Source organism: Serratia sp. CY82433, assembly GCF_052166535.1.
Lineage (GTDB): Bacteria > Pseudomonadota > Gammaproteobacteria > Enterobacterales > Enterobacteriaceae > Serratia > Serratia sarumanii.
This window is the reverse complement of the sequence record NZ_JBJNOR010000007.1, coordinates 118,245-130,867: the sequence shown is the minus strand read 5'-3', so window position 1 is coordinate 130,867 and position 12,623 is coordinate 118,245. Positions and strand designations below refer to the sequence as shown.

Sequence of the window (12,623 nt, the reverse complement as noted above, 5' to 3'; positions counted from 1 at the left end):
AATCTGCTCCTTCTCGTTAAACGCCGGACCCCCGGCGTGCTACCGTTGAAAAATCCGTTATTGAATTTCTGCCTGAATGGTCGCCGTTGCATTGAACTGCCCCACGGCAGGAGGTTGGCCGGTGGTGTTGATCGGATATACGCTGATCCGTGAGCTGCCACTCTGGTTGGGATATTGGAAGTTATCGATCGGCAAGCGCCCGCTCTGAGGCCGAATAACATTGCCCTGCATATCCTTAATCATCACGCCAATGTCGCGATTGCTGGTCTTCAGAGCCTCGGGCATGCTGCCGTCCGCCTCACCGCGAAATGACAGGCTGACCTTGACGCCGGCGGAAATATTGCGGCAAGCCAGCGTCAGCGTTCTCTCTTCTGGCGTGACGCCGGACGCCATCGCCCCCTTGATTTGAATATTCGACGTCAAGATATCGCCAAAATCGATCGTGACCGTTTGCGGACTGATTTCACAGCTCTGCGGCACGGTGACGGTGCCGCTCATGGAGATAGTGGAGACCGGCACATCGCTTTTCACCCCGCTCACCACGGAGACGTAGGTGTCTACCAGGCGGGTGCTGGGGATTGTGGTCACGCCAACGAAAGGGCGGCGGAAATACAGGTGAATTCGCCCGCGAGCACCGCTGTTGTAGGGCGTGCTGGCACAGGATTCGTCATCACCATCCATATCGGTCTTAAAGTTAGACTCATTGGTGAACGGTGCGGCAATAAACGCGTTGCGATACCCCGCAACGAAAACTTCGCTGGCCACGCCCAGGTATTCATTCAACGCGTAATACGTTAATCCCCCGCTGCTGAATACCGGCTCGCTCAGCAGCATTTTGGCGGTGACATAAGACGCCGTACGCGTCTGACATTCGCACTTCACCCGATAAGAACCGGGCAAATTCCAGTTGCCGCCGTCAGCATTCTTAATAATCCGCCCCACCACGTTTTGCGACGGGTCGGTTAAAACCGGGGAAAAAAGGAATGAAAACCCATGGGTCCCCGAAATAGGAACACACTGCCCGAAAGCCGCCTGCACCTGTGGTGCGCTCAACGTTGCGCACGCCAATAGCCCACCGACGATGATCCCTCGTTGAATCGATATTCCTGTCGCCATCATATGCACCTTATAAACACTGCCCGTTAACGAGGCGAATCCCACCGCTCTCGGGCTGATTAGCCAATTGATAGTTGGCCTGACATTGCTGAGCCGCGTCATTGCCCCACTTAACCCGCAACCGCCCGCTATCCGGCAGGCCAGCCAGATAAACCTGGCCGCCATCACCGACGATGGCTGCATTGTCAGAGGGGCTGTTGAGAGTGCTGACGGTGGCGCCGAACGGCACCGGAGCGCCGCTGCGCGTCAGCAAGGTCAGCAACACGCGGGCACCGACGTCCGGATTAAAGCGGGCGCGCACCACGGCGCCGCGAGTTGGGATCACCGTTTGGCTACTCAGCGTCATGTCGACGTCCTCTGCGAAAGATTCACCGTCCAATCCGACGATGTTGCGCCGGTAAGGCGTCAGGTAAGGCACAACCGCATAGCCGCGCCAGTCGGTGCTGACTCCGGTCTGGTTCAGGACATTCACCCCTGAAGCACCAGGCGCCTGCACCAACGCCACCGTATCGCCCAGCGGTTGGGAAAGCGTGATGCCGTTTTGGTGCACCAGAACGCCGCCCTGCACGCCGTAGTTCACCTGCCGGCGATGGCGATCGTAGCCGTACCCCAGGTTCAACTCGGCGAGAGAGCCTTTATAATCCGCCTGAATATTGCCGTTCGCCCCCACATCCCTGCCGGTATAGCCCTGGCTGATGCTGTAGTTCAGGTTGTTTCCCGGCAACGCCGTACCGCTCAACCCAAGGTTGTTGCTAGTGGCACCATTGCGACTGGCGTTCATACTGTAGGTGGCGTAGCTGCCCGGCAGCCATTTGCTGAGCGGTACGCTGACGTTGAAAGCCACGATATGGTCACGAATGCTGCTGCGATTGCCGTTACTGTCGTAACCGTTCTGGTTGAACGTGTAATTCAGCCCGTAACTGACCGCTTCCCAGCTGTTGTTGTAGCTGAGGCTGACAGACTGCGAACGGCGATTGTTATCCCAGTAGTCTTCGTTAAACAGGCTGAGCGACAGCGTTCCTCCCCGCTCCCACAGGCTTTGGCTCATCGTCAGCTCGGCGCGGCTCTTCTTGTGATCGCTATAGACGGCGCTGTTGCCGCCATAGCTCTCCAGCGCCTCCTGCAGGCTATAAAAGCCGCGCGTGGAGTAGCGGTAACTGGCCAAACTAAAGTTGGTGCCGGTTTCAATGAAGTTTTTACCGTAACGCAGACGCCATGATTGCCCCTGTTCCTTCGGCCGGGTTTCCTGCTTGGTCCAGGCTTGGGTGACATCGGCAGACAGCGCGCCTACCGCCCCCATGTTCTGCCCCCATCCCAGCGCCAAAGACTGATATTTACTGGCCGCCTGCACGCCGCCATACAACGTGGCCCCCCAAGGCAAACCGTAGATCCCGGTTGCCTGGCTGAACGGGCGTTCATCAACGCCGCCGCTGTATGACCGGTATTTCCCGCTGGTCAGGCTGTATTTAAACCGCCCTTCGCGCTGCAATACCGGCACCACGGCGTACGGCACCACAAAATGCTGCTCCTGGCCGTCTGCCTCACGCACGTTTACATTCAGGTCGCCGCTGCCACCCGTGGGATACAGATCGGAAATTTCAAACGCCCCCGGCGGCACATAGCTTTGATAAATCACGTAGCCGTTTTGCCGGATTATGATTTGCGCATTCGTGCGTGCAATCCCGCGCACTACCGGCGAGTACCCTTTCATGCTGTCCGGCAGGATATCGTCCTCAGAGGCCAACTGCCCGCCGCGGAACTGCACGCTATCGAACACATCGCTGGATGTTGTGCTGTCACCCAGGGTCAGGCGGCTTTGCAACGCAACGATATCGCGCTGCAGGTAGGTATTGATTGAGCGCCAGGAAGAAGAGCCACCGGAGTAATGATTCCAGATCGAATAGTTACGCAGGCGCCAGGCGCCCCAGTTGATGCCCGAGCGCAGATTGAGGTAATAGTTATTGTTGTTTTGCCGTTCGCTGGCGCGCATCTGGCTATTGGCGCCGCTGAAATTGTAATTGACCAACAGCGCCGGTATGCCGGAATCCCATTTATCCGGGGAAACGTAGTCGCGCGCATTCAAGCGCAGTGCCGCCTGCGGGATGCTCAAATTCAGCCTCAACTGATTGAACAGGAATGTCGAAGAGGCTTGTGGAATGGCCTGCGCCAAATTGACGCAACTCTCCCCAGGCACCATCGCCGGAAACATGGCAACCCTCACGCCCAATTCAGCTAATTTTTCAGTGCTGAAACAAGGTTGCAGCGTTTGTTTACCGCCGGCCCCTGGCATAAGCCGGAACTCGACGTCGAGGCTGTCTATCTGTTCGCCGTTCAGGTAAAGATCGACCCGATAGTTCCCGGGCGCCTGGCTGCTGTTCTCCTCAAATACGGAGAGATCGGCGCCGCGCAGCGCCGGATTATCGATTTCCAGCAACGCCGGGTTGAAATAATCGCGCGCATAAGCCGTGCCGATCGGGCTCAGCAGCGCCACCTGGCAAGATATCAGGCCGGCAAGAACCGATCGCGCCCCTGGTAAACCAATGCAATTCGGGTTATTCATCCTTTTAACTCCCTGTCCCGATTGGCTCGGCCCGACGAAAAGCCAGGTAAGCCGAACACCTGCTCCAGCGTTATTCCGGAGCAAAAAACACGTACCGCAGCCCGGTTATAATGTGCTGGTGAAGGTCTGGCCGGTGCCGCCATAGTCATTGATGATTTGCCAGCTCAGACCGCCTCCTGCGCCATTCGCCGTCGGCAACGGGAAACTGGCGCTTGCCTGCGGCGCTACCATGGTGTTGCCGGTAATGGCGCGGCCATTCAGCTTCAAATTGAAAAAGGTGAGGTAGTAGGGTGAAGGGTTGGTCACCTGCAGACGATCGCCACTGCGCCGCCACGTCACTTTACCGGCCGCCTCCTCCAGATTGCCGGTGAGCCCCTGCGGGCGGTAAATCAACTTGATACGGGTCTTGATGGCGATTTGGAGGGTATTTTCTTTCTTTTCCACCGAGGGGATCGCCTTCACATTCAGCCAATACAGCGACTCTCTGTCCGTCGGTAAATTGCCGCCCGCACGTACCACGCGCAGCAGGTTATTTTGGCCGCCATCCAAGCGAAATAGCGGCGGTGTAATGATAAAAGGCGCTTTCGCGCTATCGCCTTCTTGCGCATCAACCCAGGATTGGATCAGATAAGGCATCGCATCCGGATTACTGATATTCAGAGCAGACTCTTTTTTGCCGCCGTCGTAGATCAGGCGCGTTCCCCCCACTACTACACCGGCCCGTACCGGAGTCCAAAGCGTCATCAGCAACGCCGCCGTCAGCACAAAGTATCCCGCTTTCATTCTCTTTCTTCCCGTTTCCATCACCGATGAATAAGAGCCAGAGAACACGCTCTCTGGCTCATTTTTCTAACTGTTCCGCCGCCGTAACGGCATGGCCTTACTGATAAACGATGGTGAAGTTGGCCGTAGCGTTGGCGCTACCGACGGAAACGTTGTCATAAGCGAAATAGCGCGCAACAAAGCCCAGAACGTTGTCTTTGTTCTCTGCCAGGGTATAGACGCGGGAATCGTTGCCGATATTTAACACGTTGCTGCCGTCGTCCAGCAGTTGCACGCCAATGCCGCCCGCGACCCCGGCGGTGCCGGCGCCGGTCAGTTGCAGCAGCCCGGACTGCCCCTGCACCTGAGTGCCGTCAAAACGCACGGTGGCGCCGGTGACGGTGGCCGGGCAATTTTTCAGCACCAGATTGAACGCCTTGGCGCCGGCGGTTTTGGACAGGGTGAACGCATCTTTGGCGATCTTGCCCAGAGCGACCTGCTTGTTTTTGGAATCCGCATCGACGGTGCAAGACTGATCGGTGATGGTGCCAGTAATATTCAGCGCGCCGTCGGCGGCAAATGCAGAAGTGGTAAATGCGGACGCGGTCAATATAGCTACAGCCAACAGATTCTTTTTCATCCTACTTTCCTTAAAATTATGCAAAATGTGCATGGGTTTATTTCCGACATATCCTTAATGTCATTCCTTTTATTTAGTTCCATGAATGGGAAACGTCTTAAGCCAAGTTGATTGATGGATTCTGGCTTATTCACCCAAACGATTCATTTTGAACTAAAGTGACTCCTTTGGACTTTTAAACCAATAAACAGACATTTGTCGGAATTTAAAACCAACCAATTGATGAATAACTGATAAATCAGACTAAAAAACCGAGGTGATAACGCAGTGATTTAAACTCGTGGGGTTTTGAGTAGGATTTTACTTAGATTGCCAGGGATGACACGGCATGCACAAAAAACACAACACATTGTTTTTAAATGATATTTATCTTTATCCTGGAAAGAAGGCATGGGAATATTGACATTGTTTTTACGCGTCCTTACAGTATGTTTCAGTTTAGTTCAAAGTGACTCCTTAACGTTATTAACTTAAATCACACTTACCAAATTTCCTTGAAGCGCTGCGCATTACTGGCGGTATAAATCACCGTATTCTGGATATTTCGGTGCCCGAGGTAATCCTGAATTAAACGGGTGTCGACACCGCGATCCGCCAATGCAAATCCGCAGCCATGCCGCAGCATGTGCGGGTGCGCATTGACCTCCAATTTAGCCACCTTGCTGTAATGGCGAATCAACCCGTAAATACGTTGACGCGACAGGCGGCCGCCGCGATTGGAAAGAAACAGCCACTCCTGATCGGCCCAGCGGTGCCGCTGACGTTTATCCAACCAGCGCCGCAAACATTGTCTTTCGCGCAGATAAAGCGGATGCACGGTGGAAAAACCATTTTTCAACCGATGCACATAGATATTACCGCCTTCCAGATCGATATCCGACAAACGCCATCCCCCTATTTCACTGGCGCGGCACCCATGAATAAAACACATATAAATCAAACAATAATCGCGTTCTGGATTCTTTCCATGCAGCGTGACCTCAAGCAGTCTCTCCACTTCAGAAGGCGTCAGATGTTTACGATTAGACATACAACCTCATTACTTTGATAGGAAAAATGTGGCTGTCATTTTCCTTTTACATCACCACAATGGACACTCAGGGCAGCCCCTGACATATGGATAGGTTCCTGCATCCAGCGCGGAGTATAGCGGATTTGCCGAATGCGAACAGCGCGACAACCGTTATTCTCGCGGCCATCAATCGCCTCTGAGAATCGCTATCGTGAATAATCTGCGCAGCTTTCCGGCCGTATCATAAATAATGAGGCCGCACTGCCCCTATTTTCTTTAGCTTGCATTATCACTTACAAGCGCGATGTAGAGTGAGATTGATAAATTAACCGGCAAAACAAAGAATATTCCTAAAAAATATCGCCACATAATTAACACTCATCATTCATAACGCCGCCAAAGGTTGAATAAAAAAACGCCATCTCTGGCCATATTAACCTGACGGATAAGCATTAATATTTATGGATATCGATAACTGAGTGAGGCAGGATGCGAAAAGAATGAAATGGACGTTACAACAGATGAAAAACCCAGGCCAGACCCTAGCAAGCGATCGCCTGGGGGGATGAAATTATTGACGGGTTATCAGGTGGCACAATTCGCCGAGGGTCAATTCAGGATGCTCGATAAGCATTTCCGCAGTGAGCGTAATGCCAAATTCTCGCCGAACCAACAACATCAGCTCCATATAATCCAGGCTGTCCAACCCAAGCTGCTGTAGCGGCATATCCGCCGACAGCAGCGTTCTCTCCAGCCCTCGGGCTTCATGCAACATGCCGCAAATCGTCTCATATAACCGATGATATTTTTCCATGCGTTCTACCGTTATTCATAGTGATTGCCAAATACCAGCGCCGCATTGGCGCCGCCGAAACCGAAACTGAGGCTCATGACATTACGCAGACGACCATGCCGATGTCCTTCGCGAATATAATCGAGATCGCATGCGGGATCGGCTTCGTGCAAATGGCAGGTCGCCGGCATCATTTGCTGCTGTAACGCTTGCAGGCAGACGATCGCCTCAAAGCTGCCGGATGCGCCAAGCAGGTGCCCGGTATAAGATTTCGTGCTGGAAATCGGTGTGCGATAGGCATCACGCCCCAGCGCCGCCTTGATCACCTCGGTTTCGTTCACGTCGTTTTGCAACGTAGACGTGCCATGCGCATTGATATAGTCGATTTCATGGCTGCCGAGCCCCGCCTGCTCCAAGGCCCGTCGTAGGGTTTTCACCTTGGCCTGAGGATCCTTCGACGGCGCGGTAAGATCAAAAGCGTCTGAAAAGTTGCCGTATCCTTTGATTTCGCCCAAAATCGTCGCACCGCGCGCTAAAGCCGCTTCCCGTTCCTCAAGGCATAATACGGCGGCCCCTTCCGCCAGGACGAAACCGTTGCGTTCCCGGCTAAACGGGCAACTGGCTTTGGTGATATCCTTTTGCTCCCGGCTCAACAAACGCAACGCATCCATATTCCAGATCGCGCCGTTGCCGCGCAGCGACTCCGAGGCGCCGGCCAGCATCATTGAAGCGCGGCCGCAGCGTATCACCTCAAACGCATCGCCAATCGCGATGCCGCCGGTCGCGCAGGCCGCCGCCGGCGAGCCTTGATAGCCCCGTAGCAACCAATGCTGGCCGCATATGGCGGTCGCGATATTGGGCATCGCGTGAAAACAGCCAAACAGCTGCCCCAATCCGGATTGCAGATAGTCCGCATTGTTTTGCATGATCTCATCCTGGCCGCCCCAGCCACTGCCGATAATCGCTCCGCACTCCAACGACGAATAAAAGTGCGCGGGCCCCACAAAACTGGATGAAAACGCCATTTCGATCGCCTCCGCGGCGGCGGCAAGCGCCAGTCTGGCGAATCTGGGCAAGCGGCGGCTTACCCGTGCGGCAACGCCCTCCAACGGCGGTTCGGCCTCCAGCAAAGCAAAAAAGCGCGCGTGGATCCCCGCCGCCGATTTATCGTGATAACGATAGGCCAGACGGCTGGCCATGATAGCCTGCCAGCTTTGCTGCGCGTTGCCCCCCAGCGCGGTGACGGCACCGTAACCGGTAACCACTACGCGTCTTGTTTTCTCCATGCTTATTCTCCTTGCCCGGATGCGAAAGCCTCGTTGCCGCCCAGCGCCAGCCAGAGTTGCATCGTGGCGTTCAGATAGCGGAATTGCAGTGCCGACAGCGAATTCTCGCTGGCCAACACCGCCTCTTGCGCATCCAGCAGCGTTTGCAGCGCAACGGAACCAGCCTGATATTGATGTCGCGCCAACGCCACGGCTTGTCGACTCATCGCCAGATGCCACCGCTGATTGCCGATTTGCCGCTGTGCTTCCAGGCGTTGTCGCATGGCGTTGTCCACATCGGCCAGCGCACGGTAGACCGCATCGCGAAATTGAATCTCCGCCCGCTGCGCCTGCAACGCCGCTTTGTCGCTGGACAAGCGCATCTTGCGCCATTCGATAAACGGCAGCGTCAACGTGGCGCCCAGCGAGCGCGAAGGTTCACTGAACCACTGGCGGAAAAGTCCGCTGCCGGCATCCAACCCGGCCTCCAGGCTCAGCGCCGGATAAAAACTCAATCTTGCCGCCTCGGCACCGGCCAGCGCCGCTCTCAGACGGCGTTCTGCTGCCTGAACATCCGGCCGGCGCGCAATCACCCACGCCGGCTGACGCTGCGCGACAGCCACCTCGTCAAGCGGCAACGAACGCCGTTCGCTATAGCGCAGCAGCGGCGATCGCCCGAACAACAGTGCCAACGAGTTACGCGCATCTTCCCGCTGTCGCTCCAGCTCATGCAGCTGATTCTCTCGCGCCAACAAGCTTTGCTCCGCCTGCAACAGCTCGAATCGGCCAACGTCGCCGGCGGTGTGACGTGCCGCCACCAGCCGCAAAGTTTCACGCGCGATCGCCAGCGCCTGTTGCTGATGGAGGACTTGCTGATTCAAGTCGGCAATCTGCCAGTACCCGCGCGCGGTAGCACCGATCAAGGTCAACGCGGTATTGCGCCGATCCAACTCCGAGGCGACGGCCAGCCATTCGGCCTGTTCGCGAATGCGCGCCAGCTTGCCCCATAAATCCAGTTCATAGCTCAGAGAAAGCCCTGCACGGTAGCTTTCCTGCGGCGTAGACGCGCCCCGCAACGCTCGGGTATTGCGGCCGCTCAGGCTGGCGGTGAAATCCGGCGTCAAGTTGCCCTCCGTTAATCCGGCCTCCAACATGGCCTCGCGCCACTGCAATCCGGCCAGCGCCAAATCCTGATTCGCGATCAGCACGCCATCGATCAGCGAGGAGAGTTGCGGATCATTGAAGTTTTCCCACCAGGCGACGCCCGCCCGCAGCGAACCGGAACGCTCATCGACCACGCGCCACTGCGGCGGCAACGACGGCGGCGCCGTGGCGTCGATCGGCCGCCCTCCGCAGGCGCTCAGCGACAGCATCACCAGCCCGTAAACCCAAAGTCGGCTCATTCTCGCGCCAGCGCCTCCACCGGCTGCAGGCGCGCGGCGGTGCGAGCCGGAAAGAACCCGAACCCGACACCGATCAACGCTGAAAATCCACAGGCCAGGAGCAACGGCGGCCAGGTAAAGATCATCGTCACCTGCGGCGCCAATCCGCTCAGAACCCCTTTGACCAGCGCGGCGCAGGCGATCCCCAATACGCCTCCCAAGCTGCAGATCACCACCGCCTCAATCAAAAACTGCCGCATAATGTCCTTCTCGGCGGCGCCCACCGCCATTCGAATACCGATCTCATGGGTCCGTTCCGTCACCGAGACCAGCATGATGTTCATCACCCCCACACCGCCCACCAGCAGCGAGATGGCGGCAATCGCGGTAATCAGCAGTTGCATGGAGCCTGAGGCGCGCTGAATGGATTGCGTCAGCTGATCGTCGGTCAACGTGAAGAAATCACGCCGCCCGTGTTCTACGATCAAACGCCGGGTCGCATCCCGTCCTGCCTCTTCCAGCGTCAGTTTTTCATTCACTCGCATCACAATGGATTCCAGCGGCATATCGCCGGCGATGCGGCCGGTCAGGGAGGTATAGGGCAGCCAGGCAAGCGGTTGAGAGCCGGCGTATTGAGCGCCGCGGCGCTGCGCGACGCCGATCACCCGATAAGGCACGCCCGCGATCAGCACTACCGCGCCTATAGGGTCTTGCCGGGAAGCAAACAGCGCCTGTTTCAGCAAGGGATCAATCACCGCTACCGGTGCGCGCTCACTCAGATCCTGCGCGGTAAACAAGCCGCCGGAAAGCAGGCGAATGCCCTGCGTGCGGAAATACCCTTCGCCGACGCCCATCACGGCAAGCGGCACCTGTTTGCCTTCGCGAACGGCCAGCAGTTGGGTGCCGATCACCGGCGAAACGCTGTCGACGTAAGGCAGCGCAGCCAATAATGCGGCATCCCGCTCGCTCAGCGAGCGCGCAAGGTCGGGCCGCGGTTTCTCCCACCCGAGGCCTGGGCGAATCTCCAGCGTGCTGGTGCCAAGCTGGCTGATTTCCTTGAGAATATTACGCCGCGTGCCTTCTCCGATGGCGATGGCGGAGACCACCGCCGCAATGCCGATAATGATGCCGAGCATCGATAGCAATGCCCGGACCCGGTGCCCCAGCAATGCCCGCCAGGCCATGCCGACGGCCTCTTTCAACGCCGCGCCCGGCGCCATGCGTTTCAGCGGCGCCGCCAGCGGTCGTTCGAACGTAGAAAGATGTCGGGAGGCTTCATGGCGACGATCCGCCACGATCTCGCCGTCGCCGATCTCAATGATCCGCCGCGCCTGTTCGGCGATCCGCCGATCGTGTGTCACGATGACGACGGTATGCCCGATAGCGTTCAGCTCGTGCAAAATGGTCATTAACGCCTGACCGCTAGCGCTATCCAGCGCACCTGTCGGTTCGTCGGCCAAAATAATTTCCGCGCCGTTCATCAGGGCGCGAGCAATACTGACCCGCTGCTGTTGCCCACCGGAAAGCTGCGCCGGACGATGACCGCCGCGCTGCGCCAACCCGAGCCGAGCCAGCAAATGCGCTGCCCGCAGGCGGCGTTCGGCGGCCGGCATGGCGGTATACAACGCCGGGATCGCCACATTCTCACCGGCGGTCAGATAGGGCATCAGGTGATAGCGCTGGAAGATAAAGCCGATATGCCGGCTGCGAAGCTGCGCCAGGCGATCGGCGTCGGCTTGCCCAATAGCCACTCCGTTGATGTGCACGTCGCCCTGAGAAGGTTTGTCCAGACAGCCGATGATGTTCATCAACGTCGATTTTCCGGAACCGGAGGCGCCGACGATAGCAACCATTTCCCCCCGTTGAATGCTCAGGGAAACGCGCTTGAGGACCGCAATTTTCTGCTCCCCCGCCTGAAACTCGCGCGAGACGTTATCCAACGCAATGATGGGAGCGGTGTTAACTGACATCAGCGCCCTCCTCCACATCAGGCTGTTGCTCCAGCAGCACCTGCTCTCCTGCGTTCAGCCCTTCCAACACTTCGGCATAGCGGCGATCGCGGGTGCCGATACGCACGCGGCGCACCACCGTTTGCCCGCCTTCCAGCACCTTGACCTGATAGCTTCCTTCATCCAATGCCGCGCCCAGCGCAGCCATCGGTACCCGCACCACCCTCTGTGCGCGTTCGGTCATGATGAATACCTGCGCCGTCATCGAGGTGCGCAATCGACGCTCGCCGTTGGCGACGGCAAACACGCCGTTGTAATACACCGCCGCCGTTTGCTGGCTTGAATTCCTGCCCAGCGGGTCGGTTTCCAGCGCCTCCGCCGGCGCCTGCTGTATCGCGCCCATCGCTCCCTCATAGCGGCGGCGGGGATCGGCGGCGACGTAAAACCACAGCGGCTGCCCCGTCTTCACCTGCAAGATGTCATTTTCCGATATGCGGGTATGCACCATCATCGTATCCACGTCTGCCATCACCAAAATGGTCGGCGCGCTTTGCGACGAGACGATGGTTTGCCCTTCCTGGGTAACGATGCCCAGCACTTCGCCGTCGATAGGGGCGGTAATACGGGTAAAAGCCAGATTGGCCCTGGCGGTTTCCTGCGCCACTTCGGCCTGGACGATCTGCGACTCGTTCACTTTCAACTGCGCCAGTTGCGCGTCGTGCTGCGCCTGCGCTTTTTCCAAATCGCTGGCCACGCCGGCGCGGTCTCGCGCCAGCGCTCTTTGCCGCTTCAGCTCCAGCTGGTACTGCTTCAGCTGTACCTGGCTCGCCAGTTTCTGCGCCTGCGCGCTGCGTAATTCAGCCTGTGACTTGCGCAGTTCGTTAAGCTGCAGCGTCGGATCGATCTCGGCCAACAGCTGCCCCTGGATCACCCTGTCACCCTGTTTGACATACAGTTTTTTCAACTGCCCGTTGACCTGCGCGCCCACGTTCACCTGCCGAAGCGGTTTCAGAATCCCGGTCGCCAACACGCTTTTTTCGATGTCCCCGCGCTCGACGCGCGCCGTTTGCGGTGGTTGCGTGTCAGGGGGCCGATTCAGCAACGACAGCCCGCCAAGCAACGCTGCCAAAACGACCATCGCCAA

The 12,623-nt window shown here is 57.4% G+C and carries 10 protein-coding genes; all 10 read right to left on the bottom strand.

What is annotated here, in order from left to right:
• Window positions 1-57: 57 nt before the first annotated feature.
• The gene (locus ACJ8PI_RS22770; RefSeq protein ID WP_239509796.1) at window positions 58-1,116 is read right to left on the bottom strand and encodes a fimbrial protein; all 1,059 of its coding nucleotides are present in this window, start codon (window positions 1,114-1,116) and stop codon (window positions 58-60) included.
• Between the two features lie 10 nt (window positions 1,117-1,126).
• Window positions 1,127-3,676 (bottom strand): fimbria/pilus outer membrane usher protein, encoded by a 2,550-nt coding sequence (locus ACJ8PI_RS22765; RefSeq protein ID WP_164134714.1) that lies wholly within the window; start codon window positions 3,674-3,676, stop codon window positions 1,127-1,129.
• A 105-nt stretch (window positions 3,677-3,781) separates the two neighbouring features.
• Window positions 3,782-4,459, bottom strand: a complete 678-nt coding sequence (locus ACJ8PI_RS22760; protein WP_033635793.1) for a fimbrial biogenesis chaperone — start codon at window positions 4,457-4,459, stop codon at window positions 3,782-3,784.
• A 97-nt stretch (window positions 4,460-4,556) separates the two neighbouring features.
• Window positions 4,557-5,078, bottom strand: a complete 522-nt coding sequence (locus ACJ8PI_RS22755; RefSeq protein ID WP_033635794.1) for a fimbrial protein — start codon at window positions 5,076-5,078, stop codon at window positions 4,557-4,559.
• Window positions 5,079-5,559: 481 nt separating this feature from the next.
• Window positions 5,560-6,108, bottom strand: a complete 549-nt coding sequence (locus tag ACJ8PI_RS22750) for a tyrosine-type DNA invertase (RefSeq protein WP_033635795.1) — start codon at window positions 6,106-6,108, stop codon at window positions 5,560-5,562.
• A gap of 553 nt (window positions 6,109-6,661) precedes the next feature.
• Window positions 6,662-6,904, bottom strand: a complete 243-nt coding sequence (locus tag ACJ8PI_RS22745; RefSeq protein ID WP_033649480.1) for an acyl carrier protein — start codon at window positions 6,902-6,904, stop codon at window positions 6,662-6,664.
• Window positions 6,905-6,915: 11 nt separating this feature from the next.
• Complete coding sequence (locus ACJ8PI_RS22740; RefSeq protein WP_060443602.1) at window positions 6,916-8,169, bottom strand: beta-ketoacyl-[acyl-carrier-protein] synthase family protein; 1,254 nt, start codon at window positions 8,167-8,169, stop codon at window positions 6,916-6,918.
• A gap of 2 nt (window positions 8,170-8,171) precedes the next feature.
• The gene (locus tag ACJ8PI_RS22735; RefSeq protein WP_049232266.1) at window positions 8,172-9,551 is read right to left on the bottom strand and encodes an efflux transporter outer membrane subunit; all 1,380 of its coding nucleotides are present in this window, start codon (window positions 9,549-9,551) and stop codon (window positions 8,172-8,174) included.
• The gene (locus ACJ8PI_RS22730) at window positions 9,548-11,500 is read right to left on the bottom strand and encodes an ABC transporter permease (RefSeq protein WP_060452052.1); all 1,953 of its coding nucleotides are present in this window, start codon (window positions 11,498-11,500) and stop codon (window positions 9,548-9,550) included. The genes ACJ8PI_RS22735 and ACJ8PI_RS22730 overlap by 4 nt, the downstream gene beginning before the upstream one ends.
• Window positions 11,490-12,617, bottom strand: a complete 1,128-nt coding sequence (locus ACJ8PI_RS22725) for an efflux RND transporter periplasmic adaptor subunit (RefSeq protein WP_399574360.1) — start codon at window positions 12,615-12,617, stop codon at window positions 11,490-11,492. The genes ACJ8PI_RS22730 and ACJ8PI_RS22725 overlap by 11 nt, the downstream gene beginning before the upstream one ends.
• Window positions 12,618-12,623 lie beyond the last annotated feature (6 nt).

What these genes read in the sequence shown, in the direction of transcription:
- ACJ8PI_RS22770 (WP_239509796.1), bottom strand. Translation starts at nt 1,116, where the DNA reads ATGGCGACAGGAATATCGATTCAACGAGGGATCATCGTCGGTGGGCTA.
- ACJ8PI_RS22735 (WP_049232266.1), bottom strand. Translation starts at nt 9,551, where the DNA reads ATGAGCCGACTTTGGGTTTACGGGCTGGTGATGCTGTCGCTGAGCGCC.
- ACJ8PI_RS22760 (WP_033635793.1), bottom strand. Translation starts at nt 4,459, where the DNA reads ATGAAAGCGGGATACTTTGTGCTGACGGCGGCGTTGCTGATGACGCTT.
- ACJ8PI_RS22725 (WP_399574360.1), bottom strand. Translation starts at nt 12,617, where the DNA reads ATGGTCGTTTTGGCAGCGTTGCTTGGCGGGCTGTCGTTGCTGAATCGG.
- ACJ8PI_RS22755 (WP_033635794.1), bottom strand. Translation starts at nt 5,078, where the DNA reads ATGAAAAAGAATCTGTTGGCTGTAGCTATATTGACCGCGTCCGCATTT.
- ACJ8PI_RS22745 (WP_033649480.1), bottom strand. Translation starts at nt 6,904, where the DNA reads ATGGAAAAATATCATCGGTTATATGAGACGATTTGCGGCATGTTGCAT.
- ACJ8PI_RS22730 (WP_060452052.1), bottom strand. Translation starts at nt 11,500, where the DNA reads ATGTCAGTTAACACCGCTCCCATCATTGCGTTGGATAACGTCTCGCGC.
- ACJ8PI_RS22750 (WP_033635795.1), bottom strand. Translation starts at nt 6,108, where the DNA reads ATGTCTAATCGTAAACATCTGACGCCTTCTGAAGTGGAGAGACTGCTT.
- ACJ8PI_RS22740 (WP_060443602.1), bottom strand. Translation starts at nt 8,169, where the DNA reads ATGGAGAAAACAAGACGCGTAGTGGTTACCGGTTACGGTGCCGTCACC.
- ACJ8PI_RS22765 (WP_164134714.1), bottom strand. Translation starts at nt 3,676, where the DNA reads ATGAATAACCCGAATTGCATTGGTTTACCAGGGGCGCGATCGGTTCTT.